This is a genomic window from Xanthomarina maritima (assembly GCF_008084905.1).
GTDB classification, from domain to species: domain Bacteria; phylum Bacteroidota; class Bacteroidia; order Flavobacteriales; family Flavobacteriaceae; genus Xanthomarina; species Xanthomarina maritima.
The window spans coordinates 120835-146159 of the sequence record NZ_VSFC01000023.1; the positions used below are offsets into that span (position 1 = coordinate 120835).

Annotated in this window: 22 protein-coding genes; 6 read left to right on the plus strand and 16 right to left on the minus strand. The window is 31.2% G+C overall.

The genetic code is table 11. The features are described 5' to 3' along the window. Positions 1–7: 7 nt before the first annotated feature. The 11 genes from FVF61_RS05335 to uvrA all read right to left on the minus strand — a co-directional run bounded on the left by FVF61_RS05335 (position 8) and on the right by uvrA (position 14382). Complete coding sequence (locus tag FVF61_RS05335) at positions 8–421, minus strand: hypothetical protein (protein ID WP_148454119.1); 414 nt, start codon at positions 419–421, stop codon at positions 8–10. A gap of 159 nt (positions 422–580) precedes the next feature. After that, positions 581–1042 carry a GNAT family N-acetyltransferase gene (locus tag FVF61_RS05340; protein ID WP_148454121.1) on the minus strand — a complete coding sequence of 154 codons (462 nt, stop codon included), beginning with the start codon at positions 1040–1042 and terminating at the stop codon, positions 581–583. Positions 1043–1058: 16 nt separating this feature from the next. Further along, positions 1059–1535: a hypothetical protein gene (locus FVF61_RS05345; RefSeq protein ID WP_148454123.1), complete on the minus strand. Its 477-nt coding sequence runs from the start codon at positions 1533–1535 to the stop codon at positions 1059–1061. A 2-nt stretch (positions 1536–1537) separates the two neighbouring features. Next, positions 1538–1915: a DoxX family protein gene (locus tag FVF61_RS05350; RefSeq protein WP_148454125.1), complete on the minus strand. Its 378-nt coding sequence runs from the start codon at positions 1913–1915 to the stop codon at positions 1538–1540. Positions 1916–1924: 9 nt separating this feature from the next. Next, a complete protein-coding gene (locus tag FVF61_RS05355) occupies positions 1925–3535 on the minus strand; it encodes a class I SAM-dependent methyltransferase (RefSeq protein WP_148454127.1) in 1611 nt (536 codons plus the stop codon). Between the two features lie 87 nt (positions 3536–3622). Next, positions 3623–6034 (minus strand): alpha-ketoacid dehydrogenase subunit alpha/beta, encoded by a 2412-nt coding sequence (locus FVF61_RS05360; RefSeq protein WP_148454129.1) that lies wholly within the window; start codon positions 6032–6034, stop codon positions 3623–3625. 262 nt (positions 6035–6296) lie between these two features. After that, a complete protein-coding gene (locus FVF61_RS05365) occupies positions 6297–9128 on the minus strand; it encodes a gluzincin family metallopeptidase (protein WP_148454131.1) in 2832 nt (943 codons plus the stop codon). Next, the gene (locus FVF61_RS05370) at positions 9125–10393 is read right to left on the minus strand and encodes a T9SS type A sorting domain-containing protein (protein WP_148454132.1); all 1269 of its coding nucleotides are present in this window, start codon (positions 10391–10393) and stop codon (positions 9125–9127) included. The genes FVF61_RS05365 and FVF61_RS05370 overlap by 4 nt, the downstream gene beginning before the upstream one ends. A gap of 25 nt (positions 10394–10418) precedes the next feature. Then, entirely contained in the window at positions 10419–11108 is a 690-nt protein-coding gene (locus tag FVF61_RS05375) for an LOG family protein (RefSeq protein ID WP_148454134.1), read from the minus strand. A gap of 216 nt (positions 11109–11324) precedes the next feature. Next, positions 11325–11495: a lmo0937 family membrane protein gene (locus tag FVF61_RS05380; RefSeq protein ID WP_148454136.1), complete on the minus strand. Its 171-nt coding sequence runs from the start codon at positions 11493–11495 to the stop codon at positions 11325–11327. 55 nt (positions 11496–11550) lie between these two features. Then, a complete protein-coding gene (uvrA, locus tag FVF61_RS05385; protein WP_148454138.1) occupies positions 11551–14382 on the minus strand; it encodes an excinuclease ABC subunit UvrA in 2832 nt (943 codons plus the stop codon). A gap of 438 nt (positions 14383–14820) precedes the next feature. On the opposite strand from uvrA, the gene FVF61_RS05390 reads away from it, so the two are divergent. The 3 genes from FVF61_RS05390 (at position 14821) to FVF61_RS05400 (ending at position 17322) form a co-directional block, all read left to right on the plus strand. Further along, complete coding sequence (locus tag FVF61_RS05390; RefSeq protein WP_148454140.1) at positions 14821–15648, plus strand: hypothetical protein; 828 nt, start codon at positions 14821–14823, stop codon at positions 15646–15648. Positions 15649–15808: 160 nt separating this feature from the next. Beyond that, complete coding sequence (locus tag FVF61_RS05395) at positions 15809–16636, plus strand: alpha/beta hydrolase (RefSeq protein ID WP_148454142.1); 828 nt, start codon at positions 15809–15811, stop codon at positions 16634–16636. A 164-nt stretch (positions 16637–16800) separates the two neighbouring features. Further along, positions 16801–17322, plus strand: coding sequence for a hypothetical protein (locus FVF61_RS05400; protein WP_148454144.1), 522 nt, complete (start codon positions 16801–16803; stop codon positions 17320–17322). A 68-nt stretch (positions 17323–17390) separates the two neighbouring features. Here FVF61_RS05400 and FVF61_RS05405 read toward each other — a convergent pair whose 3' ends face one another. Genes FVF61_RS05405 through FVF61_RS05415 form a run of 3 tightly spaced genes read right to left on the minus strand, consistent with a single transcriptional unit; the run spans position 17391 to position 19394 of the window. Further along, positions 17391–18107, minus strand: coding sequence for a hypothetical protein (locus tag FVF61_RS05405; protein ID WP_148454146.1), 717 nt, complete (start codon positions 18105–18107; stop codon positions 17391–17393). 2 nt (positions 18108–18109) lie between these two features. After that, positions 18110–18778 carry a DNA alkylation repair protein gene (locus tag FVF61_RS05410; protein ID WP_148454148.1) on the minus strand — a complete coding sequence of 223 codons (669 nt, stop codon included), beginning with the start codon at positions 18776–18778 and terminating at the stop codon, positions 18110–18112. Between the two features lie 19 nt (positions 18779–18797). Beyond that, on the minus strand, positions 18798–19394 hold the full coding sequence (locus FVF61_RS05415) for an acyl carrier protein phosphodiesterase (RefSeq protein WP_148454150.1): 597 nt from the start codon (positions 19392–19394) through the stop codon (positions 18798–18800). Positions 19395–19481: 87 nt separating this feature from the next. Between FVF61_RS05415 and glmM the strand changes: the two genes are divergently transcribed. Then, on the plus strand, positions 19482–20867 hold the full coding sequence (gene glmM / locus FVF61_RS05420; RefSeq protein WP_148454152.1) for a phosphoglucosamine mutase: 1386 nt from the start codon (positions 19482–19484) through the stop codon (positions 20865–20867). A gap of 7 nt (positions 20868–20874) precedes the next feature. Here the strand turns inward: glmM and FVF61_RS05425 are convergent, their stop codons facing one another. Then, positions 20875–21765, minus strand: coding sequence for a lysophospholipid acyltransferase family protein (locus tag FVF61_RS05425; protein WP_148454154.1), 891 nt, complete (start codon positions 21763–21765; stop codon positions 20875–20877). Positions 21766–21828: 63 nt separating this feature from the next. Between FVF61_RS05425 and FVF61_RS05430 the strand changes: the two genes are divergently transcribed. Then, positions 21829–22479 carry a rhomboid family intramembrane serine protease gene (locus FVF61_RS05430; protein WP_148454156.1) on the plus strand — a complete coding sequence of 217 codons (651 nt, stop codon included), beginning with the start codon at positions 21829–21831 and terminating at the stop codon, positions 22477–22479. Between the two features lie 54 nt (positions 22480–22533). Here FVF61_RS05430 and FVF61_RS05435 read toward each other — a convergent pair whose 3' ends face one another. Beyond that, positions 22534–23658 carry a TlpA disulfide reductase family protein gene (locus FVF61_RS05435; protein ID WP_148454158.1) on the minus strand — a complete coding sequence of 375 codons (1125 nt, stop codon included), beginning with the start codon at positions 23656–23658 and terminating at the stop codon, positions 22534–22536. A 117-nt stretch (positions 23659–23775) separates the two neighbouring features. Here FVF61_RS05435 and mnmE point away from each other — a divergent pair, with 117 nt between their 5' ends. Next, positions 23776–25164, plus strand: coding sequence for a tRNA uridine-5-carboxymethylaminomethyl(34) synthesis GTPase MnmE (gene mnmE, locus FVF61_RS05440; protein WP_148454160.1), 1389 nt, complete (start codon positions 23776–23778; stop codon positions 25162–25164). Positions 25165–25325 lie beyond the last annotated feature (161 nt).

The following is a 25325-nucleotide window of genomic DNA, read 5'->3' on the forward strand; positions in this document are numbered from 1 at the left end:
TGTTTTATTATTTATACATTATTGCAAGTTTTCCACCAATATAAGCCATAGGAATATATGCACCTACAATATCAAGTATTGAAAACCAAGTTGGTGCAGGCAGCATTATAACACTTGCAATCCCTCCAATTAAGAATAAGACACCAATTGCCATGGCAAATGTCATTTTACTAGTTGCAGCAATTTTTGCAGCAATTAGAGCTCCTACAAATGTCCCCATAGCATGTGCTAAAAATGGAAATATAAAATGCCTTGGTTGAAATAAATGCATAGATTCTTTGAGTCCTTCGGTAGTCGTGTTGTCTACACCTTCGGGAAGCGGTATAACAGAGCCACTTATGGTAATTAATGCCATATTTACAATGCTGCCAGCTACAAGTCCAGCTACAATTGCTAATATGTTTTTTACTGTAGAATTCATGGTTGTAAAATATATTTAAGCAGGAAGTTTTTGTAATGGGTAATACTAAGATAGTTAAAAGAATTGAAGCTAAAGTATTTAGATTTATTTAGTTGTCATTTTCTGAAGGTCAACTTTAAAAATTTGCATCATTTTTTGGTGAAAATATGAATTATTAATTTATAAGTATTGTTTTTGGGTTCCATAGGTTTTAAAGCCTAATTTACTATAAAGAATCTCAGTTTTTTCGTTGGTGGTAAGGACATTAATTTCAATTTGTTCTATTTCTGAAATTTTAAATGCTTCTCGTAATGTTTTTCTAATAATTTTTGAACCGATTTGCTGTCCTTGAAATTCGGATTTTACATATACTTGAATGATGCGTCCACGATGTTTTGTCTTTTCAGCCACATATCTGTTAAACCCTGAAATACCTATTAAAGAATCTTTATAGAAGGCTCCTATTACAAAATTGTTAATGTCTTGAAGTTCAATATAGGATTGAAAAAAGGAAGATGTTATTTTAGATTCACTCTTATAGCTTGAACCAAAATTCTTTGGGAATTTTTTTAAACTTTCCAATCTAATTTCTCTATATAAGTTAGATTCATTTGCTTTAAGTTTTCTAAATTGTAAATCCATTTTTAATCTTTAAAAATTAATCAACTAATTCTTCTAATTCTATATTATAATCGTATTGCAAATCTTCATGCAAGGTTGCCACTATTTTTTTGATGTTTAAAATCTGTCTTTCATATATATTAGTTAATGTCACGTTCCATTTAATAGATGGTTCAAAATCTTTAAGTCTATTACAAAAATAGAGTAGGAGTTCTACTTCGGTTTCCTTTTTAAGCGAATATCTAGCATACTTTTTAATATTACGTAATATCTTTCGAACACTTTTTTTAATGTAGAAATAGCTATCCGTATTTATAGATTCAAATTGTTTATCTAATTCTTGTTTAACTGTTTTGATATAATCAGACTCGTTATGAGATTCAAATAATAAATAGGTGAGAAGCTCTTTGTTTTCTTTTTTAAATTTAGATAATCGCAGACATAATTCCATAAGTTCTTCAGAAGAACGATGTTGTAATTCTTTTTTTATAGTAACTACAGAAACGGCTTTCATATTTATTTTTTGTTATCTATGGCATATTTTCCAGGTCCAGCTAGAAAAATAACTACAAAACCAACAAGATATAATAGCGCTTTTTCTTTTGTGCCAAAATCATCTTGCATATGCACTATAAAAGCAGCTACAAACATGGTTATGGCTACTGGAATTGCAGCTATTTTTGTTTTAAAACCTATAATGATGAAAATTGGAGCAACTACTTCTCCTATTAATGTAAGAATTAAAGACAAGGTTGGTCCAACACCAATTGGGTCTCCAAATTCTATTGGGCTTGTAAAAAGACGCTCTATTTTTGGAATACCATGTGCTAGCATCATTCCTGAAATAGATATACGTAAAATAGCTAAGGCTAAGTCTGTGAAATTTTTAGTCATATAATGGATTTAATTTTGAGTTCCTTTTAATAAATTAATACTTACTGTTGCCAGATTGTTATCTGGAAATTTTGAAAAATAACGCTCGTCTGGATGCAATCCAGCTTCTTTAGCAATGCTTTTAAATACATCTATTTCAAGTATGTACTGGTCGCTAAAACCATGAGTCGCATCATAAGCTGTTGCTGCTGTTTTACCTAAATTACTGGCAGTTAATTCTGGATTTATGGTGTGTAATTCTATAATTAACAATCCGAATTTTTCCACAAAAGGTTTCCATTTTTGTAAATGTTCTAAAAGCGAATCTTCAACTAAATTATTGTTTAAACGCTTTCCTTGAAAGGCATAAGCTCCTGTTGAAAGACTAGTTCTATTTGTTTTTGTTTTTGTTTTTGGTTCTTCCCAAATCCGATTATGGTCTAAAAAAGTTCTTACGTTAAGTAAATCTTTTAAATCTATATTGTAATCTTCTTTTAAGTCTTTAGACAATAGGTCTGGTCTGCCAATGTCTCCCCAAATGACTTTTGCCCAAATATCTGCTTTTATTAAATTGGCTCTGGTTACTTTTAAAGCTGCTTGGTTAAAATCTGCTCCAACCAATAGAAGTGGATGTTCTTCAAGCATATTCCCTCTTAAAGTTTGGTGTTCAATCACATCGAAAATATGTTGAATAAAGGCTCCATTGCCACAACCCATATCTAATATACCTTTTGGTTGCTCGTCTATAGGTTTATTGAAAAGTTCTATAACCACCTGATCGACAATTTTAAAATAAGTAGTATGTGCTCCACCTGAACCCCAAACATTCATTTCACGATGCACATGTTTTTCTGTATCGTTTGGCGATTCTGTTTTTAGAATCAATGGATTTCCAAAAAAAAGTTCATCTAAGGCTAAAAATGTTGGTAAATAGGAAACTGTAACTCCATATGCTGAAGCTCGCTTAGCAAAAAATAAACCTTCATCTGTAAATTGATAGGTGTTTTTCTTTTTTTTAAACCATCCTAAATAAGAAAAGAAATCTAATATTTTTTTGAAACTTTCAGGGTTTTTATGATATTCTTCAGCAGTAAAAGATGCTTCCATAAAATATTTATGAAATAAGCCATTGACACCAAGTAAAACAATTATAGGACCGACAATACATCCTTCAATATGTTTTAAAATTTGATACTCAATGTCACTTTCATCTGCTAATCCAAAGCTTTTTTCATATTTTTTAAAAATACGTTCTAGAGCTATAAAAGCATCACTTCCAATACGTTCTTCTGGGAATTTTTCAGAATAAGAAAGTAACTTAACAGCATCTTCATATAAAGGAATGAGCTGAAATGCTTCTTTACTGTTTTTATTTATTTCATATGAAACAGTATTAGTACTATTATCTAAATGTTGAATTAGCCAACCTTGAGAGCATAATATTCTTAATGCCACGTTTAAATAACCTTCATTGGCTTTAAAATGAGAAGTTAACTCTTTTAAAGACGCTTTTTTGTTTTTAAGAATGTAATCTAAAACACCTTTTTTGTAAAGTGAATATGCTGTGGTTGCAGTTACTAAGCCATCTAGATGTCTAAAAATAGTGCCACGAAGTTGCTCTTTATCTTGTTTTGTTAGCATGCATGTGTTGTTAGTTTATAAATATAATAAAAAAGACCTCACTGTTTAAAACGAATGAGGTCTTTAATGTTTTATAAATTGTAATTTTTATCTCAACTTCGGATAATTTGAAGGATTTGCTTCATGCATCACATTATAAACAGCTTCAAAGATATCTTCAGCTGAAGGTTTAGAGAAATAATCTCCATCTGTTCCATAAGCAGGTCTGTGTTGTTTTGCTGTTAATGTTTGTGGTTTGCTGTCTAAATGTTTGTATGCGTTTTGGCTGTTTAAAACCTCATTTAAAATATATGCTGAAGCGCCACCTGGAACATCTTCATCAATTACCATTAAACGATTGGTTTTTGCAACACTCCTAACTATATCATTATTTAAATCGAAAGGCAATAAGGATTGAATGTCGATAATTTCAGCATCAATACCAACTTCTTGCAATTCTTTTGCTGCTTGTTCTATAATTCTTAGAGTAGAGCCATAAGACACTAAAGTAATATCGCTTCCTTCTCTAATGGTTTCAACCACACCAAGAGGTGTTTTAAATTCACCAATATTTGAAGGCATTTTTTCTTTTAGTCTGTAGCCATTCAAACACTCTACAATTAAAGCAGGCTCGTCGCTTTCAAGAAGCGTGTTATAAAAACCAGCAGCTTTGGTCATGTTTCTAGGAACTAACACGTGAATTCCACGAATCAGGTTGATAACGCCTCCCATTTGAGAGCCAGAATGCCAAATACCTTCCAGTCTGTGTCCACGAGTTCTGACAATTAAAGGTGCTTTTTGACGACCATTGGTTCTATATTGAAGCGTTGCCAAATCGTCGCTCATTATTTGAAGCGCATATAAAATGTAGTCTAAATATTGAATTTCGGCAATAGGTCGTAAGCCTCTTAAAGCCATGCCAATACCTTGGCCTAGAATGGTTGCTTCACGAATACCAACATCTGATACACGAAGTTCTCCATATTTTTCCTGCATGCCTTCTAAACCTTGATTGACATCTCCAATATGGCCAGCATCTTCACCAAAAACTAAAGCTTCAGGATATTTGCTGAAAATAACATCGAAATTATCTCTTATTACTAGTCTAGCATCCACATCTTCGCTATCTGCATTATATGTTGGCTTAACCTCTTTAATGTTTAAAGCAGATTTTGGAGACTGGCTATATAAATGCGAACTGTATTTAGGTTGTATTTTTTCTATGTAAGAATTAATCCAATTAACTAATTGTGTTTTTTCTGCTGAAGTTTCACTAACCACAAAGCGCAAAGTTTTTCTAGCAGTAGAAAGAATGTCTTTTCTAATAGGTTCTTTTATCTCAGCTAAATCGTTTTTAAGTTTTGTAATGAAAACATTGTTATCGCTTGAGTTTGCAACGTTTTCTAATAAACTTACAAGTTCTTGCTGTTCTTGTTTTAAAGGTTCCACAAAAGCTGTCCAAGCTGCTTTTTTACCCTCACGAACTTCTTTTTTAATGGTGTTTTCAATTTCAGATAATTCTTCATCTGTAGCCATGCCATTGGCAATTATCCATTCACGAAGTTTCACATTACAATCGAATGCTGCTTCCCAAGCTAAACGGTTTTCATCTTTATAACGTTCGTGAGAACCAGACGTTGAATGTCCTTGAGGTTGTGTTAATTCATTGACGTGAATTAAAACTGGCACATGTTCTTCTCTAGCTATTTTTGAAGCAATTTGATAGGTTTCAACCAAAGTAGGATAATCCCAACCATTTACTCGAAGAATTTCGAAGCCTTTATTATTTTCGTCTCTTTGAAAGCCTTTTAAGATTTCAGAGATATTTTCTTTTGTTGTTTGATGTCTTGCGTGCACCGAAATTCCATACTCGTCATCCCAAACACTCATAACCATTGGTACTTGTAAAACACCAGCAGCATTGATGGTTTCGAAAAACAAGCCTTCACTCGTGCTGGCATTTCCAATCGTTCCCCAAGCTACTTCATTTCCTTTTTCAGAAAAATTAGTAGTGTCAATTCCTTTTACTTGTCTGTAGATTTTTGAAGCTTGTGCTAATCCTAACAAACGTGGCATTTGACCAGCAGTAGGAGAAATATCTGCACTGGAATTCTTTTGCTTTGTTAAATCTTTCCAATTGCCATTTTCATCTAAACTATGTGTTGCAAAGTGTCCACCCATTTGTCTTCCAGCTGACATTGGATCGTGTTCTAAATCTGGATGACCATATAAACCTGCAAAAAACTGTTGGATATTAAGTTCGCCAATAGCCATCATAAAGGTTTGGTCTCTGTAATAACCAGAACGGAAATCGCCATTTTTAAAGGCTTTAGCTAAAGCTAATTGAGGCACTTCTTTGCCATCGCCAAAAATTCCAAACTTCGCTTTTCCAGTCAAAACTTCTCTACGACCAAGAAGACTGCACTCACGAGAAGTGACAGCAATTTTGTAATCGTTTAAAACTTCTATTTTAAAGTCTTCAAAAGATAGGTCTTTTTGTACGTCTGGATTTGTCTGCATGTTCAGTTTTTTATTGAAAACAAAATTAGTTAATATTTGTGTGTTTTGCAATTTGTAACATAGTTAAAGATTTGACAAATTATCAATGATTAGGCTATTTTATGATAAAATACAGAAAGATTGTTAGTTATTTTCGAAATTGTTAGAAATATGTTATTGAAAATACGCTTTTATATGTAGTTTTTTTTTATAATTAATTCAGAATAAACTCTATTGATAATTAGCTATTTTAGCTAGTAACTAAATTAAGTAAGCAGTTTTATTAATACCAACGTCTACTAAACAACCCAAAAAGTGTTTTAAAATCTAAAGTCACTACAAAGCGTATTTTTTCAGCATATTGAGATTGAGCAACTTCCCAACCTAGATTAGAATAAACAGGAAAATATAGCTCAAAATAATCTGGAATTAAGCTAATACGAATACCTGTATCGTAAACAAACTCGATATCTTGCCCATGATTTTTAACCATACCTATATCTCCATATGCTAAAATGTACTTCCATATGGTTGTACTACCATTAATAGTACTTATCCACTCGTTAGCATATGGCGTGTTTAGTTTGGATTTAAAACCTCCTTCTGCAATAATAATTTGTTGACTAAAAAGACCAGAACTTTCAGAACGACCATAATAGTTATAATCAAATAAGTAATCTGTTGGTCTGTCTAGAGCAAAACTAAAGTAATCTGAAGTTTGATAACTGTCGTTATATAAAAAGGTACCTAAAAAGAATCTTATATTATATTGTCTGCTTTTTTCGGTTAACTTTCTATATTCAAAATTAAAAGAGATTTTACCAAAATCTTTAGAAAATTGAACATCTGAAAACCATGAGATATAATCTTCTAATCCTTTATTTATGTTATTATATCTAAAGTCGAATACACTATAGTTAGGTTCTGTTTCGTCTGCATCTATGCTTAGATCTTGATCTCTATGTATGTCTACTAATCGCATGGTAACGAATTGTTTTTTGTTAGACATTAAATTAGATTTATCTCTAAACAAAAACTGTATTCCAGGAGTTAATTTTCTAACAAACAAATCTTCTGCATAACTTGCATAACTAGCAGTAACACCATAATTTATACTAAATAAATTGATGTCGTTATTTTTTATATACTGGTTATAGTTAAGGGTAACTCCACCAGTAAACGAATTAGATCTGGTTCCATATTGAGGAGATACTTTATAATAAAAAGCCTTTTTTAAAACTGTTTTATTGTAGGCTTTCAAACCAAGTACAATGCCATCATAAATGTTATCGAATTCTACAATAGGCATAAAGAATACTTGATTGTATCTAGGATCTTCAATGTCTTTTATTAGTCTAAGCTGCAAAGGTCTATTAAAAATAGAGTTTGTTAGAGATTTGGTATTATCTCTTAAGTTAAACTCAGGAACTATAAAATCTTTATTTAAAACTACTTTTGTACCATTTTCTTTAGGTACAGTTATAGATTTTGTGTCTTTTATATTGTCAATCCAGATTTTAGAAATAATACTATCCTTATTAAGAACAAATAAAGAAATTGGCACATTAGTTTGTGTTTTATTCTTAATAGTTACTTTTACAGAATCTCTAGATTCTTGAATCTCTGAAATAGTGAAATCTATATATTTTTTAGTGTTTAAATAATCTGTAAAAAACCAATTGATATTTTTATAAGTGTTTTCTTGTAAAATAGTTTGAAAATCAGCTGTAGTAGATTCTTTAAATTCAAATTTAGATATAAATTCTTTAATTGAATTTTCTACAACATCTGCATTAACATATTGATCTAAATAGCGTAAGCCTACACCAGCTTTGTATTTATTGGCTATGTTTTTATTGAATTTCAACAAAGAATCCTTTTCCATGGTTAAGGGTTGGTCTAGGTTTTCTCTAGCCATATGCATGTATAAAAAGGCATATTGGTCATTAAAATCTAATTGTGCAGCATGAAATGAACGAATTCCCCAAATTTTTGATAGACTACCAGCCAGTTTCATGTTTGGATAATATTCTTCAACATATTTCATTAGATAATAGGTTTGTAAGCCATCAATAATCCATTGGTCTTTTCTTGGATTGGTAATGATTACATTGTCTAAATAGTTGTTTAAAGCTGTTTTTAAAAGCTTTAATTCATATTGAAATTTATCAGGAAACGGACGAATAAAATTAGGTAAAAGATTTAAACCGTAAATAGGATTTTTTCTATAGTCTATATCTGTTACTAAAAGTTTTTCATGAGGGTATGAACCTAGGTTTTTTGTTAAGAACTCAGATATTTGGTCCGTAATTACTAGGTTGTCAATCATGTTTAAGTTTTCATCATCTATGTCTGAAACCATTGTAAAATAATCTGTTTTTACTTGATTGAACGGTTTTGTATGATTTAAGAAAAGTTTGCTGTTAATTCTGTTTTTTCCTTCCAAACTTACGGTTAACATGCTGTCTTTTTGAAAGATGTCTATTTGATCTAATTCTGAAGTTAAATGGTAGGTATTTGGAAATTTTAGTTCAAAAGTTAAGTCTGCAACTGGAATAAATAAATCGTCTAGATTTTTATTGCTAGCATATTGCCATTCTCCATTGTAAACAGCAGGAGTCATGTACCAATAACGTAAATTAAAATCGCCTTGAGATGTCATTCCATAACGTGTAAATTTATCACTTGGAACCTGAACTATATAGTTTAGATTAATGGTGTAACTCTCTTTTGGTTTTAATGGTGTCTTTAGAAAGACTTTAATAACATCAATATGGTCTATTAGTCTATCGAATTCAAGATCTTCTTGATTTTGTTTTACAGATGTTATTACAGAATAACCTCTATCATCATTTTTTGCAAAGTGAAAATCTGCATTGTATTCTTCTGCAAAACGTTTAGCTAGAGGAGTTGTTTTAGTAGCAAAACTATGATTCCAATCGTTTAAGTATATTTCATATAAGGTATCCTCAGTATTATTGAAATATGTAATTGTTTGAGCAATTTTTATTTGCTTTTTTTCAGTGCTAAATTCAGCCTTTAAATCAATTTTATTTTGACTTAAAAGAAGTATTGGCACTAAAATTAATAAACTGCTTAAAAAACTTAATTTCAATTTGTTTTAACGAATTTTAAAGGTTTAACTTGAGTGTTTGGCAAAGTAATATAATACAAGCCATTACTTAAATAAGAAATGTCTAAACTAATTACATTTGTCGAACCTAAAGGAACCGTTTTTACAACTTGTCCTAGAGTACTATAAATATTAAGTTTTTTGGTGTGCTGAGATAGATTGTTAATTTTAATTTCTAGTTTGTTTTCAATAATATTTGTGCCAATTATTTGAAGACTTTCTAGATAGTAAGACGGGATATTTAATAAGGTTTCATTTGTTTCTAATTGAAGCGTTACTGGTAAGTGGTCGCTAAAGTAATATAAAGCATTTCTTATTTCTGATGAAAACTCTGTTCCAGCACAATCGTCATCTTTTATTTCACTATTGTAACAATTTAAATTATCATTATTTCCAAAAGATCTATAAGAATCAGCCACATAATATATGTCTGAATTAGAAAGCATATTAGTCGAAGTTAATATATAATCAAACCTATCGTCCATGCCACCAGTTGTACCACCTAGACCTGTTTGTGTTCTTGTAGATTGTGTAAATACATCTACATAATTAATGTTATTATGCCAGCTTCCAATTCTATTTGCTGGATCGTTAAAAACAATTTGATTTGTGTTGTCTATTAATTCTTGAAAAGCAGGTTCAGAATTGGTATACACATTTAAATCTCCAGCAAGCATAACTTGGCTATCTGTAGGAAATGAGTTTAAATATGTTGTTAAATCTTGAACCATTTGTAATCTTAAGTTTTGGTTTTCTTCACCACTTGATGCTTTTAAATGACAAACAATGATATCTAAATATACAGGATTAGAATCTTGATTAACAGAATTTAACTTTAATTTATAATGATTGAAATCGCGATATAGTGTTTGAACAATATCTTGACTTTCTAAAATAAATTTAGAACTGTTGAAGAATATTAAATTCTGAAGATCGTTTTGGTCTCCAATATTATCGTCAGATGTGTTGAGTGTAAACACTGCACTTCTAAAATCTTCACTTACTCTATCATGAAGAATTTGCAATATATTATTTGCACCAGACTCATTATTTAATTCGCAAACAGCGAAAATATCTGGTTGATAGTTATTTAAAATTATATCTAAATGCTGAATTCTATTTGGAACATTTGTTTCTAATGGAAAGTTTAACAAATTGTAAAACATAACCTTGAAGCTTTCTTGTGCAAATAAGCCATTGGTTATCATCATGCAAAGTATCGATACAATTTGTATTTTCTTTTTCATTTTATTTTTTTGGGAGAATATTATATTAAAAATTAGGACTTAACCTGTATTCTTTATAGAAATCATCAAGTATTACTATAACTTCTTCTGCTGAATCTACTAAATGGATTAAATCGAGATCTTTGGCACTTATATTATTGAATTTGTCTAGTAATGTTTCTTTTACCCATTCAAATAATCCTCCCCAAAACTCTTTACCAACAAGAATGATAGGGAATTTCTCTATTTTGTTTGTTTGAATTAATGTAATGGCTTCAAATAATTCGTCTAAAGTTCCAAAGCCTCCAGGCATGACTACAAAGCCTTGAGAGTATTTTACGAACATCACTTTTCTAACAAAGAAATAATCGAAATCTAAACTTTTATCAGAGTCAATATACGGATTATCATGTTGCTCGAAAGGCAATTCGATATTTAATCCAACCGAAGTTCCTCCCGCTATGTGCGCTCCTTTGTTACCAGCTTCCATGATTCCTGGTCCACCACCTGTAATTACACCATAACCATGATTTACAATTTTAGCAGCTACTTCTTCGGCTAGTTTATAATATTTATTATCTGGTTTGGTTCTTGCCGATCCAAAAATGGATACACAAGGACCAATTTTACTTAATTTTTCATATCCATTAACAAACTCACCCATGATTTTAAAAATAGCCCATGAATCGTTTGTTTTTATTTCATTCCAACGTTTATGATGTTGTTCTTCTCTCATTTTTATTTATTTATTCTCGTGTTATATGTGAATTTAACTTTACAATAGTTTTTTCATATTGATAAATCCAAAGGCAAATTTAAGAGAAATAAAGACATTTAAGGCGCTTTATTTAAATGATTTATTAAAAGTAGTATATAGAAAAAAAGGTTAAGCGTAAAAAAGAGGCGAACCTTTTTAGGATTGCCTCTTTTACTTAGAATTGTTTATTAATAATTATTTTAAAGGACTTCGACCAGAAATTATGTTATACAAGATAACAATTATAGCAATGACCAATAAAATATGAATTAAATTACCAGTTGGCATGCCTGAAACAATACCGAAAAAACCTAGTAGCCAAATGACGATACATACAACTGCTACTAACCAAAGTAAACTTCTCATAATATACATTTTTATGGTTAAGTAACTAATTTAGTGAATAATAACGAGAATACTTTTATTTTAATTCTTTTTTAAGAAATTGGGCTGTATAGCTTTTTTTATGTTTTATCACTTCTTCAGGAGTTCCTTCAACAATAATTTCGCCTCCATTTTTACCTCCTTCGTAACCAATGTCGATGATGTGGTCTACCATTTTTATGACATCTAAATTATGTTCAATAATCAAAACAGTATTGCCTTTGTCTGCTAATTTATTTAGAACAATCATTAACACACGAATATCTTCAAAATGAAGCCCAGTTGTAGGTTCGTCTAAAATATAGAAGGTGTTTCCTGTATCTCGTTTACTTAGTTCTGTTGCTAATTTAATACGTTGTGCTTCGCCTCCAGAAAGGGTCGTGCTTTGTTGTCCGAGAGTAATATAACCTAGACCAACATCTTTAATAGTTTTAAGCTTTTTATGAATTTTAGGAATATGTTCAAAAAACGGAACTGCTTCATTTATGGTCATGTTTAACACATCGCTAATCGACTTTCCTTTATAACGAATTTCTAAAGTTTCTCTGTTAAAACGTTTTCCTTGACAGGTTTCACATTCTACATAAACGTCTGGGAGGAAATTCATTTCAATCACTCTTAAACCACCACCTTGACAGGTTTCACAACGTCCACCTTTTACGTTAAAGCTAAATCGTCCAGGTTTGTAACCTCGAATCATGGCTTCTGGAATTTTGGCGAACAAACTTCGAACTTCACTGAAAGTTCCTGTATAAGTTGCTGGATTGCTTCTTGGAGTTCTCCCAATTGGCGATTGGTTGATATCAATCACTTTATCTATATGCTCCAAGCCTGAAATGCTTTTGTAAGGCATCGGTTTTTTAACACCATTAAAATAATGCGCATTCATAATAGGATAGAGGGTTTCATTGATTAAGGTAGATTTCCCACTTCCTGAAACACCTGTCACTCCAATCATTTTGCCTAAAGGGATTTTTACCAAAACATTTTTTAAATTGTTTCCTGTGCAACCTTTTAATTCAATAAAATTTCCGTTGCCTTCTCTGCGTGTTTTAGGCACTTCAATTTGTTTGGTACCATTTAAGTAATCTGCAGTTAAGGTATGATGTGTTTTTAGTTCTGCTGGTGTGCCAATACTAATGATTTCTCCACCATATTTTCCAGCTTTAGGACCAATATCTATCACATAATCTGCATGCTCAATCATGTCTTTATCGTGCTCTACCACAATTACTGAATTTCCAATATCTCTTAAAGCAACTAAAGATTTTATCAATTTTTCGTTATCTCTTTGATGGAGTCCAATACTTGGTTCGTCTAAAATATAAAGTACGCCAACCAATTGTGAACCAATTTGTGTAGCAAGACGAATACGTTGTGCTTCACCACCAGAAAGGGATTTAGAACTTCGGTTTAAGGATAAATATTCCAAACCAACATCCAGTAAAAACTGCAATCTAGTTTTGATTTCCTTAATCACTTCTTCAGCAATTTTTAATTGTTTGTCTGAAAGATGATTTTCTAAATCGTTAAACCATTCAGCCAAATCTACTATGTCTTTATTGGCTAAATCGGCTATGTTTTTGTCGTTTATTTTGAAGTATAAAGATTCTTGTCTTAAACGAGACCCATGGCATTCATCACAAGTTACTTTATCCATATACTCTTTTGCCCAACGTTTTAGAGAAGTGGTTTCAGCATTTGCATATTGACTTTCGATAAAATTAGCAACGCCTTCAAAATCTATTTTATAATCTCGAGTTACTCCAAGGGTTTTGCTTTCTACCGAAAACTTGTCGTTTCCACCAAACAAAATCATTTGTTTGGCTTCTTCAGGAATGTTTTTATACGGATCGTTTAAAGAAAAACTAAAACGCTGTGCAATGGTTTCGAACTGTTTAAAAATCCAAGAGTTTTTTTGTGGGCCATGAGGCGCCAAAGCTCCAGCATTAATAGATAATTTAGGATCTGGAATAATTTTATTTTCGTTTACCTGATACAAAGTACCAATACCATTACATTTAGGGCAAGCCCCTTTTGGCGAGTTAAATGAGAAGTTATTGGGCTCAGGATTTGGATAAGAAATTCCAGAACTAGGGCACATAAGATTTCTACTAAAATAACGTGTTTCCTGTGTGTCTTGGTCTAAAACCATAAGCACATCTTCGCCATGATACATGGCTGTATTGATGGTTTCTGTAAGGCGTTTATCGTTATCAACAGAATCGTCAATTTTTAAACGATCGATGACTATTTCTATGTCGTGAGTTTTGTAACGATCCATCTTCATGCCTTTAACTAAATCAAGAATCTCTCCATCTGCTCTCACTTTTACAAAGCCTTGTTTGGCTATTTGTTCAAATAACTCTCTGTAATGTCCTTTTCGAGAACGCACCACAGGAGCCAGAATATTAATGCGTTTACCTTTAAAACTTTCAATAATTAATTCTTTAATCTGCTCATCGTTATAACTTACCATTTTTTCGCCTGTGTTGAAGCTATACGCATCACTAGCACGAGCAAAAAGCAGTCTTAAAAAATCGTAAATCTCAGTAATAGTACCTACAGTAGAACGTGGCGACTTGCTAGTTGTTTTTTGTTCAATAGCAATAACAGGCGAAAGTCCATCTATTTTATCTACATCAGGACGTTCTAAACTACCTAAAAACTGTCTGGCATAAGCCGAAAAAGTTTCAATATAGCGACGCTGCCCTTCGGCATAAATGGTATCGAAAGCCAATGAGGATTTTCCACTACCAGATAAACCAGTAATAACTACCAGTTTTTCTCTAGGAATGGTAACATCTATGTTTTTTAGGTTGTGTACACGAGCACCTTGAACCTCAATATTTTCTTCGAATGGACTCATAAAAATAGCAAAGTTGCAAAGGTACAGATTATGCTTTGAAATAAGAAAGGTTTTGGGTTTTGAGATTTATAGATTCAAGGTTTTAATTTTTTACATTTAGTGGATGTTTAAGTTATATTATAAACAAAATAATCGATGAAATACATAAAAACACGACAAAGCGCAGCTAACAATCTCATATTTTACGGGGTTTCTTCGGGAATCCTTCGGGAATTGTTCGGGTTTTCCTTGTAAAATCAGGGTTTTTTCGAAGGATCCTCGAAGGAGTCTCGAACAAGACTCGAACAAAACCCTAAAAGTGCTTAAAAGTGCTTTAGAGTTTTTCCTTAGTTCTAGTATTTAAAAAAGTTTTAAATTAGCATATTATTCCTATTTAGGATTGGGATAAGAAAACTTTTATTTATTATATAACGAGTTGTAACACATTTGACCAAACCTATGAAATACATATTATTACTCGGAATTCTGATTTCATTTTCCGGAACAAATCTTATCGCTCAATCGACTTCTGACAGCCTGAAACCAAAAATGAAAATGGTTAAAGAAGTCATTTATAAACCAGAGAATGGTGAATTAAAAAGTCGAGAAAACCTGTTTGACTCAAACATAAGTTCGTATATGATTTTTGATAAAAATGAGAAAGTGATAGAAAACGGACAATATGAAAGAGACGGTTCGCTTTACGAGAAAGCTATTTACGAAAGAAATGAAGATGGAGTTGCTCAAAAAGCTATGAAGAAAAATTCATCAGATGAATTAAAAAGCTATTGGACTTATGAGTACGATTCCAAAGACAATATGATTGCTGTTAAAACTTATGATTCGGATAACAACCTGACAAATATTCAATCTAATGAGTATGACGAAAGCGGAAATAATATTGAGATGTTAATCAAAAGTCTAGGTAGTGAAAATGGTTGGAAATATGTTTATAAATACAATTTTGACAACAAAAAAATTGAACAGTTCAGATATAAACCTGATGGCAGTTTAAAAGACAGACGAACATACTCATACGATAAAGATGGAAATGAAAATATCGAAATTATGTTCAAACCAGATGGAAGTTACACAAAATTCGTATCCGAATATGATGAAAAGGGTAATCTAACCATACAAAATTGGTATAATGAGAAAGACGAAAAAACACACCAAACTTCTTTTGAGTATGTATATGACGAAAATGGAAATTGGATTTCTAAAAGGAGAAGTTCTAATGGAGAATTAGGTATGGTCTGGGAGAGACAAATTGAATATTACGAATAAAAAAAACGTGTTACAACACTGTATATAATTTATTGCTAATTCTAGCCTACTTACGAAAATCCTCGCGGATTTTCTATTCGGTTTGTATTTGCTAAATTAGGTGCTTAAAACACGCAACGAAATCATACACAAAACCGATACCTAACATATAAATCAAAATATGAAAAATTTGACATTTGTAATTTTATATATTCTTCTTTCAGGAGTACAAAACACACTTGCACAGAATAAAACAGATATTGTATTAGGAAATAAGTTTGTTATTAAATCTAATATATTAAATGAAGAAAGAACTTGTTTAATCAGTCTTCCAGATTCATACAATGATTCATCTGAAGTTGCTAAAAAATATCCAATCATCATATTATTAGATGGATATACTTATTTTAAAACAGCATCTGGAATAGTACATTTTATGAGTTCAAATAGGAACCGAAATAATTTAATGCCAGAAAGTATTCTTATAGCCATAGAAAATGTTGACCGTGAACGAGATTTTACTGTTACAAAAATTAAGACCAAACGACCAAATACTATGGGAGGTGGAAGGAATTTTTTGAATTTTATTGAGAAAGAACTAATACCTTATATTGATGAAAATTATAGAACAGAACCCTCTAGAACTCTAGTTGGACATTCTTTAGGGGGTCTACTAACATTAAATTCTTATATGGATAAAAATAGTGTATTCAATGCTTATATTTCTATAGACCCAAGTGTTTGGTGGAGTGAGGTGACGATGAAAAACAAGGTTGATTCTATTTCCTCAATATCATTTAAAAAAAAGCTTTATATAGCTACTGCTAATCAAGGAGAGGCTAATTACGAGAGGAATAAACAAAGACACGACTCTTTATATGCTTTCATAACAAAGAAATCTGATAAACCTCTAAATGTCGAAATAGAATATTTTGAAAAAGAAAACCATCGATCTGTACCATTAATAGCTTTGTACGAAGGGTTACTATATATTAATCAAGAGAATTGATAATATTGTATAAAATACGTTTGCCAACTAAGTACTGAGTTAAAATAAGCTATTTAAACTATCTGTTTATATTTACAGTTTTAAAATATTATTAATTTTAAGAAATATAAACAATAAAAAAATAACAGATTCCTACTTTCGTGGGAATAACATAAAACAATATCATGAACATACTAGGAATAAGCTCCAGGATTAATCATCCAGAATTTGGAAAAGGTGTCGTTACCAACGTAACCTCTAAACATTATTGGGTAACTTTTATTGAAAGTGGTTTAGAAACTATAGATATAGACACCCAATTTGAAGTTATTGAAGCAGCTGATGACGATGTTGATACGGTTAGCTTTGCTGAAGTTGAAAGCAGCTTGGTTCAGATTTTAAAACGTTGGAGTGATGTAACAGAAGTGGTACATATTGCTGACAAATGGAAAGGTGGCAAATTAATTTTAGAACCAGGAGATACCAATCTAAAATCTAGCGAAGTACCTATAGATACCTTCTTTCATAAAATAACCATGGTTCGTGATAGATTGCGTGTTATGGAACAAAAAATAAATTCCAGTAATCTGGATGAGCAAGAAAAGATTGACTTACAGCAATATATTACCAGAAGCTATGGAAGTTTAACTACGTTTAATGTATTGTTTAAGTTGAAGGAGCAGCAGTTTGTTGGACAAAGGAGTTAGTATTCAGTCACAGTTTCAGTCTCAGTTTTCAGTTAGTTTTTGCTGTAAACTGAGACTGCGACTGTAATCTATTTAGTGCCTTTAACGTCTCCCATTTCTAATCCTAAAAAGAGTAGTTTATGAAAGGTAGGGAGTTGTGCGCCACTTTCTGTAGTTGTCCAGTTTTCCCAAGATGCTTCAAGACCACCAATAGGTAGAATATCAGCCCACATTTTAAATCGGTTTGGTTTACCACTATCGTCTAAAAACCATAAGTATGAGTCTCCTGGAGTTGTTCCACCAGAAGTATAGGTTACAAGAAGGCCTTGTTCGCCTTTTTTTGTGGATACTATAAAACGTTTTGTGCCTTTATCGAATACTTTATAAGGAGCAACAAGCCAGAAGGAGTCGTTGTTAAAAAAGGTGGTTGCTTTTTCTATTAGATTGGTTTCTTGCTCGTCATGAACTCTAAATCCATGGATATAAGCTTTACTTTCAGAAGGATTATTTAGGTCTAATTCTACTTTATAGGTTTCCCAAAAAACATAGCATATGCCTTCTGTTTTTAACCATTGATAATGGTGTTTTCTTTTAAAAGTCCATTCAATATAATTTGTTTTTTTATACGCTACATAATCTAAAGCATCGAGCATTTTTGTAGCTAAGGCATCTGCTTGTTTTCCTTCAATTCCAGTAGGTAAGTCTTCGTTATATTTAAAATAGACAAACCCAAAAAACAATAAGCTTGGTAAGGTTAAAAAGATAACAACACCAGCAATAATTTTAAGTAGCTTCTTAATTTTCATAATTAAATGATATTTCTGAGGGCTTCTTTTTGACTTAAAGGTTTGAGGGAAGTCGAATTTACAAAATTTAGTACAGATTCCGAATATGTTTTACCATATTCTCTTAAAGACCAACCAATGGCTTTTTGAATAAAAAACAAGTCTGATTCTTTAAATCTTAGACACTGATTAAATAATATAGCTTCATCTGTTTTGTGTTTATATCCTAATTGAAATAAAATACTGCTTCTATTTACCCACATATTAGTAGATACCGAATACTTTTCGATAACAGTTTGTGTGGCTTCAGGATATTGAATTAAGTAAGTGCCTAATATTTGTTTGGCAATAAAATCTACAGTGTCCCACCAGGAATTAGTAGTAATTAAAGTTTCTATAATTTCGATATCATTTTTCTGATAGGATTTCCTTAAGTGCTTTTCAAACAATTCAATGCCACAATGGTGTAATTCTCGTTGTGGTTGTTGCAACAATTCTAAAACAGTTGTTCTTATGTTTTCTTCAATGTCCTTTTTATATAACTTGACTGTGTGGTTTAATATGGCTCTTCGAAGAGGTGTTTTTATACCGAAAAACTCAAATTGATGGCGTAAATAGGCTTTCATTTGAAGCGCATATTCTGTGTTGCTTTGATGGTTTAAATTATGGATAAGAGCTTCAGTAAAGTTCATATTATTTTTGGCTTATTGGCTACAGTTTCTCTGTGATTTCAATTTTCTTTAATTCGGAGAAATCAATCAATTCTTTGAAGAATAAGGTGAATTCTTCTTCAAATTCCAGATAGTGTTCCTGTAATTCAGTAGTAGCTTTATCCATTCCTGAAACATATTTTGTACGTCTATTCATACCATTTAAAACTCTTTGAATCCCTTCTATACTTGCATAATTTAATAACCAATTATCAGTTATCATATAAGGCATCATTTTTTGTGTTCTAACAGGAAGGAATTCAAAATGTGTTTGAATGGTTTTATAAAAATTGTCTGTATAAACATTTAATGGAATGGTTGAATAATCTGTCCAGTTTTTAGCCAAAAAGTGATCGTATAGAATGTCTACAATCACACCAGAATAATGACTGTAATTCTTATGAAGTCTTTTGGTACTTTGTCTAACTATGGGATGTGCATCTGTAAAGGTGTCTATTTCTCGATGTAGAAGAATGCCAATTTGAATGTCTTTTGGGTATTTTTTGTATTTGTTCCCTCGAATGCCATCAGCCATAAAATTTCCAATGGTTATTAAATCGTTTGTTCCTGACAAATAAATATGCGCTAAAAAGTTCATTTGGTGAATTTACAAATTACTCTTGAAGAATCTAGATTTGATTTATGAATTGTAATTGTATATTTGTTGAAAATCTAAAATAATTTCATGACATTAATAAAATCTATATCAGGAATTCGAGGCACTATTGGAGGACAAGTAGGCAATAATCTAACACCTATTGATGCCGTTAAATTTGCATCAGCTTATGGTTTTTGGCTAAAACAGCAACGCAATAAAGAGCATTACAGAGTTGTGGTTGGCAGAGATGCTAGAATTTCGGGAGAGATGATTCAGAATTTAGTTATGAATACGCTTGTTGGATTAGGAATTCATGTGATTGATTTAGGCTTATCTACCACGCCAACGGTTGAAATTGCTGTGCCTATGGAGCATGCAGATGGTGGTATTATTTTAACTGCTAGTCATAATCCTAAACAATGGAATGCGTTAAAGTTATTAAATGAAAAAGGGGAGTTTTTAAGTGGAGCAGAAGGAGCAAAGATTTTAGAGATAGCTGAAAGTGACACTATGACTTTTTCAGATGTAGATAGCTTAGGGAAAATTACAAAGAACCAAGCATATATCGATATGCATATTGATGAGGTTTTAAAACTACCTTTAGTCAATAAAAAAGCCATTGAAGCGGCTAATTTTAAAGTGGTCGTTGATGGCGTAAATTCTACTGGAGGAATCGCAATTCCATTATTATTAGAACGATTAGGCGTGTATCCAGTGAAGTTATATTGTGAGCCAAATGGACATTTTCCTCACAACCCAGAACCTTTAAAAGAACATTTAACAGATTTATCTGAAGCTGTTGTAAAAGAACGTGCAGATTTAGGAATAGTAGTAGATCCAGATGTAGATAGACTGGCGTTTATGGATGAAAAGGGAGAGATGTTTGGTGAAGAATATACGCTTGTAGCTTGTGCAGATTATGTGCTTAGTAAAACACCTGGAAATACTGTAAGTAACATGAGTTCTACACGTGCTTTAAGAGATGTAACCGAAAAACATGGAGGTACTTATGAAGCGAGTGCAGTTGGAGAAGTGAATGTCGTTGAGTTAATGAAAAAAAATAAAGCCATTATTGGAGGCGAAGGAAATGGAGGAATCATCTATCCTGAATCTCATTATGGTCGCGATGCTCTAGTTGGAGTTGCTTTGTTTTTAAGTTTATTAGCTGAAAAGAAAATGTCTGTCAGTGAATTAAGAGCTAGCTATCCTAGTTACTTTATGAGTAAAAAGAAGATTGAATTAACACCTGAAATAAACGTTGATGCTATTTTAAAACAAATGGAGTCAAGGTATAACAATGAAAAACTAACAACTATTGATGGTGTTAAAATAGATTTTGTTAACAGTTGGGTGCATTTACGTAAAAGTAACACAGAACCTATTATTCGTGTTTATACTGAAGCTCCAACACAAGAAGAAGCAGATAGTTTGGCTGATAGAATTATCTTAGAGATTAAATCTTTTAGTAATTAATATATGTTTATTTAAATTTTTCAGGCACTTTATTTCTATGTTTCCAGCGTTTGTGAGTCCACAGATAATATTCTGGAGCTTCGTAGATTTGTTCTTCTAATAGTTTTAAGAATATATCTGTAATTTCATAATCTTTATAATCTTTAGGAGATTTTGTAATTGTGCTAATGGTTGCTTCATAATAGCCACGTTTTAGTTTTTTTACTTTTAAAAAAACTACAGCCATATCAAGTCTTTTAGCTAACATTTCAGCGCCAGTATGAACAGGTACTTTAATATTCATAAATTCCTGCCAGTGTAATGCTTTATTATTCTTAGGAGACTGATCTGATGCAAACCCATTTATAGTAAGTTCTCCTTCAACTTTGGCTTTAATTAAAACAGGAATTGTTTCTTTAGTCGTTATTAAATAGCTGTTATATTTTGCTCTTATACGTTTTACTAAAGTATCAAAATATTTGTTAGCCAGACGTTTGTATATTGCATAACCTTTATGGTTTATATACTTTTGAAGAATGAAAATCCATTCCCAACTTGCATAATGGCCACACATGAGTACGATACTTTTATTATCTTTCTCTAAATCTAGAATCTGGTCAACATTTTTATAAACAAATCTCTTTTTTATTTCAGTTTCAGAAATAGTCATCGATTTAATAGATTCTACAACCATATCACATAAATGGTGATAGAATTTTTTAGTAATGGTTTTGATCTCTTTTTCCGATTTATCTGGAAATACTAAGTTCAAATTCTCTTTAACAGTTCTTCTTCTATAGCCTATTATGTAATATATTAATATATATATTCCATCAGAAAAAAAATAAAGTATCCTAAAAGGTAAGATGGAAATACCCCATAAAAATGGATAAATTAAAATGTAAGCAAGAAATTGCATGAATTAATTTTAGATTTGCAGAAACAAATATATGGTATATTTAAAATATAACGTTTAGAATTTATGGGCAATTTAAGTTTGGTGTTAATCATTATAATCGCTGCAAATGCAATTATTTCATTCAAAGGTTTTAATGATTTTAGTTTTTTTGAAAAATATAAATTTAATGTAGGAGCAATATTAAGAGGAGAGCAATTTAGAATGTTTAGTTCTGGATTTTTGCATGTAGAAATGACGCATTTGTTCTTTAACATGTTTACACTTTATATTTTTGCAGATATTGTTTTAAGCTACTTAGGTACTTTGTATTTTTTAATAGTTTACATTGGTAGTTTGTTGTTAGGCAGTTTGTTGTCTTTTTATTTTCATAAAAATGAATACCATTACAGTGCAGTAGGAGCCAGTGGTGCAGTTATGGGAATTCTATATTCTGCTATTCTTTTAAGACCAGATATGAGCCTGTATTTGTTTTTTATACCCATACCAATTCCAGCTTATATTTTTGGTATAGGTTATTTAATATATACAATTTATGGTATGAAAAACCAATTTGGTAATATTGGACATGATGCTCATTTTGGTGGAGCTATTGGTGGTTATGTTATTACTTTAATATTAGCATCCTGGTTGTTTAAAGAGCATTTGTTAATGATTATTTTATTAGCCATTCCAATTATATTGTTGTTTATTTTAAAAAAACTGGACAAAATATAAAATACAAAAAAGCCTTTCAATTTGAAAGACTTTTTTGTGGAGATTAATCTATTTTTAGTTTAATAATTCTGCAATTTTAGATTCAAGAGCTTCACCTCTTAAGTTTTTTGCAACAATGGTTCCATTTCTGTCTAATATGAAAGTAGCAGGAATAGCTTGAATGTTATATGCTTTTGCAATTGGATCGTTAAAGAAGCTCAAATTAGAAACTTGATGCCATGTCAACTTATCTTTTTCAATAGCCTCTATCCATGCTGCTTTAGCATCTTTTTGTGCAGGTGTACCATCTAATGAAACACCAATTATTTCAAGACCTTTATCGTGGTATTTCTCATAGACTTTTACCACATTTGGGTTTTCTTTTCTACATGGTCCACACCAAGCAGCCCAAAAATCTATAATTGTTACTTTTCCTTTAATATCGTTTAAAGAAATAGATTTTCCTTCTGGATTAGGAGCAGAAAAGTTTGGAGCTATATTACCGACATCTGTTGAAGAAACAGCAAGTAACTCTTTAATGTTTTTTCCAAAATTACTTGTAAGAACTTGTTCAGTAAAGGTGTTATAAATATCTTCAGTCTCTTTAGCAGTTATTTGTTTAGATCGAAGCATGTTTTCAAGAATAGCAGCACTTATTATTAAGTTGGTGTTTGATTTTATTAGATCGATGTGTTTCTTATTTGATGCTTCCATCATTTTATCAAATTCTAATCTAATCTCTTTCATTCTTAACGAGTCATTAGATTCTTTTGCAACTCTAAATTGTTGGCCAAATTGAGCATTTTTGGTTCTTAATACTTCAGAATCATCAAAATAGCTTCTCAATATATCGTTTTCTTTACTTCCTTTAATGTTAGATTTTAACAAACTGTCTTTATAAAAAGTAATAGTCATTTTTTTATTTTCAACAACAATAGGCATATTACCACTAATGCCATCAATATTTATGTAATAGATATCTGGATTTTCAACCTGACCTTTTAAAGTTACTTTTCCTTTTAAGATAGTCGCTGAATCTATTAAAACCTCTTGGTTTTCTTCAAGCTTCATTATTTTAATTTTTCTATTATCAATAGAACTATCAATAGCACCATTAATAATATACCCATTTATAGACTCTTCTTCTTTACAAGAAACAATTGTTAAAGCGATAAATAATACAGTAAAAATTCTTAACATAGTTAATTAGATTTCTAAATTTTTGTGCAAATATAATAGTTATAAAAAATTATAACTGTTAAGATTAGCTTAATTATCTAAACCTATTTTGTGCTTTCATTTTACTATTTTTGTAGCATGAATCAAACAGACACAATTATAGCATTAGCAACACCTTCTGGAGCAGGAGCCATTGCTGTTATTCGTTTATCAGGGAAAGATGCTATAGCCATCTCGTCAAAATTATTTAAATCAATACATAATAAAGAATTAAAAGAACAAGATACACACAGTATTCATCTTGGTCATATAATAGATGGAAACAGAACTATAGATGAGGTTTTGGTGTCATTATTTAAAAACCCACAATCTTATACTGGAGAAGATGTTGTTGAAATTAGTTGTCATGGTTCAGTGTATATTCAGCAAGAAATTTTACAATTGTTTTTAAGGAATGGATGCCGAATGGCTCAAGCAGGTGAGTTTACTCTAAGGGCTTTTTTAAGTGGTAAGTTAGATTTAAGTCAGGCTGAAGCTGTTGCCGATTTAATTTCTAGCGATAATGAAGCATCACACCAAATAGCCATGCAACAGATGCGAGGCGGTTTTTCAAGTGAAATAGCTAAACTTCGAGAAGAACTTTTAAACTTTGCTTCATTAATTGAATTAGAATTAGACTTTGCTGAAGAAGATGTTGAATTTGCTGATAGATCTCAATTTAAAGAATTGGTAGTACGTATTACTTTTGTTTTAAAACGATTGGTAGATTCTTTTGCTGTAGGAAATGTTATAAAAAATGGAATTCCAGTAGCAATTGTTGGAGAGCCAAATGTAGGTAAATCGACTTTATTAAATGCTTTGTTAAATGAAGAGAGAGCTATTGTTTCAGAAATTGCTGGAACTACCAGAGACACTATAGAAGACGAAATTTCTATTGGAGGCATTGGATTTCGATTTATAGATACGGCAGGTATCAGAGATACAGAAGATGTGGTTGAAAGTATTGGTATTAAAAAAACCTTCGAGAAAATAGAACAAGCACAAGTAGTTATTTACTTGTTTGATTCTGAAAAGTTTAAAGCTCAAAGTTCCAAGTTTAAAGTAGAATTAGAAAAAATTAAAAATAAATATCCTTTAAAACCTCTTCTAGTCATTGCTAATAAAATTGACAAAGTTGATGATATTCAGATAGCTAAAATGCAGACTGAAATTCCTGAAATACAGTTATTATCTGCTAAAACTGGATATGGAGTTGAAAAACTTACAAATACTCTTTTATATTTAATAAGCACTGGCGCATTAAGAAATAATGAAACAATTATTACAAATACCAGACATTATGATGCGCTTATAAAAGCTTTGGAAGAAATCCAGAAAGTAAAGTATGGGCTCGATACAGGAATATCTGGTGATTTATTAGCAATTGATATTCGAGAAGCTCTTTACCAGTTTGGGTTAATTACTGGAAGTGTTACAAACGATGAGCTTTTAGGAAATATTTTTGCTAATTTTTGTATCGGAAAGTAATTACACTTCTTTTGATTAGTTAAATCCTTGTTTTATTGGTGTTTATGCGTATTTAACTATTCTTATTTGTTGCTAATTTGCCCTTTTTTACGTATATTTCGTTTCTAATTTGTTGTTATAGAAACAAATTTTGTTGCTAACAACAAGTTTGCTGTTACAGA

What these genes read in the sequence shown, in the direction of transcription:
- FVF61_RS05335 (WP_148454119.1), bottom strand. Translation starts at nt 421, where the DNA reads ATGAATTCTACAGTAAAAAACATATTAGCAATTGTAGCTGGACTTGTA.
- FVF61_RS05340 (WP_148454121.1), bottom strand. Translation starts at nt 1,042, where the DNA reads ATGGATTTACAATTTAGAAAACTTAAAGCAAATGAATCTAACTTATAT.
- FVF61_RS05345 (WP_148454123.1), bottom strand. Translation starts at nt 1,535, where the DNA reads ATGAAAGCCGTTTCTGTAGTTACTATAAAAAAAGAATTACAACATCGT.
- FVF61_RS05350 (WP_148454125.1), bottom strand. Translation starts at nt 1,915, where the DNA reads ATGACTAAAAATTTCACAGACTTAGCCTTAGCTATTTTACGTATATCT.
- FVF61_RS05355 (WP_148454127.1), bottom strand. Translation starts at nt 3,535, where the DNA reads ATGCTAACAAAACAAGATAAAGAGCAACTTCGTGGCACTATTTTTAGA.
- FVF61_RS05360 (WP_148454129.1), bottom strand. Translation starts at nt 6,034, where the DNA reads ATGCAGACAAATCCAGACGTACAAAAAGACCTATCTTTTGAAGACTTT.
- FVF61_RS05370 (WP_148454132.1), bottom strand. Translation starts at nt 10,393, where the DNA reads ATGAAAAAGAAAATACAAATTGTATCGATACTTTGCATGATGATAACC.
- FVF61_RS05375 (WP_148454134.1), bottom strand. Translation starts at nt 11,108, where the DNA reads ATGAGAGAAGAACAACATCATAAACGTTGGAATGAAATAAAAACAAAC.
- FVF61_RS05380 (WP_148454136.1), bottom strand. Translation starts at nt 11,495, where the DNA reads ATGAGAAGTTTACTTTGGTTAGTAGCAGTTGTATGTATCGTCATTTGG.
- uvrA (WP_148454138.1), bottom strand. Translation starts at nt 14,382, where the DNA reads ATGAGTCCATTCGAAGAAAATATTGAGGTTCAAGGTGCTCGTGTACAC.
- FVF61_RS05390 (WP_148454140.1), top strand. Translation starts at nt 14,821, where the DNA reads ATGAAATACATATTATTACTCGGAATTCTGATTTCATTTTCCGGAACA.
- FVF61_RS05395 (WP_148454142.1), top strand. Translation starts at nt 15,809, where the DNA reads ATGAAAAATTTGACATTTGTAATTTTATATATTCTTCTTTCAGGAGTA.
- FVF61_RS05400 (WP_148454144.1), top strand. Translation starts at nt 16,801, where the DNA reads ATGAACATACTAGGAATAAGCTCCAGGATTAATCATCCAGAATTTGGA.
- FVF61_RS05405 (WP_148454146.1), bottom strand. Translation starts at nt 18,107, where the DNA reads ATGAAAATTAAGAAGCTACTTAAAATTATTGCTGGTGTTGTTATCTTT.
- FVF61_RS05410 (WP_148454148.1), bottom strand. Translation starts at nt 18,778, where the DNA reads ATGAACTTTACTGAAGCTCTTATCCATAATTTAAACCATCAAAGCAAC.
- FVF61_RS05415 (WP_148454150.1), bottom strand. Translation starts at nt 19,394, where the DNA reads ATGAACTTTTTAGCGCATATTTATTTGTCAGGAACAAACGATTTAATA.
- glmM (WP_148454152.1), top strand. Translation starts at nt 19,482, where the DNA reads ATGACATTAATAAAATCTATATCAGGAATTCGAGGCACTATTGGAGGA.
- FVF61_RS05425 (WP_148454154.1), bottom strand. Translation starts at nt 21,765, where the DNA reads ATGCAATTTCTTGCTTACATTTTAATTTATCCATTTTTATGGGGTATT.
- FVF61_RS05430 (WP_148454156.1), top strand. Translation starts at nt 21,829, where the DNA reads ATGGGCAATTTAAGTTTGGTGTTAATCATTATAATCGCTGCAAATGCA.
- FVF61_RS05435 (WP_148454158.1), bottom strand. Translation starts at nt 23,658, where the DNA reads ATGTTAAGAATTTTTACTGTATTATTTATCGCTTTAACAATTGTTTCT.
- mnmE (WP_148454160.1), top strand. Translation starts at nt 23,776, where the DNA reads ATGAATCAAACAGACACAATTATAGCATTAGCAACACCTTCTGGAGCA.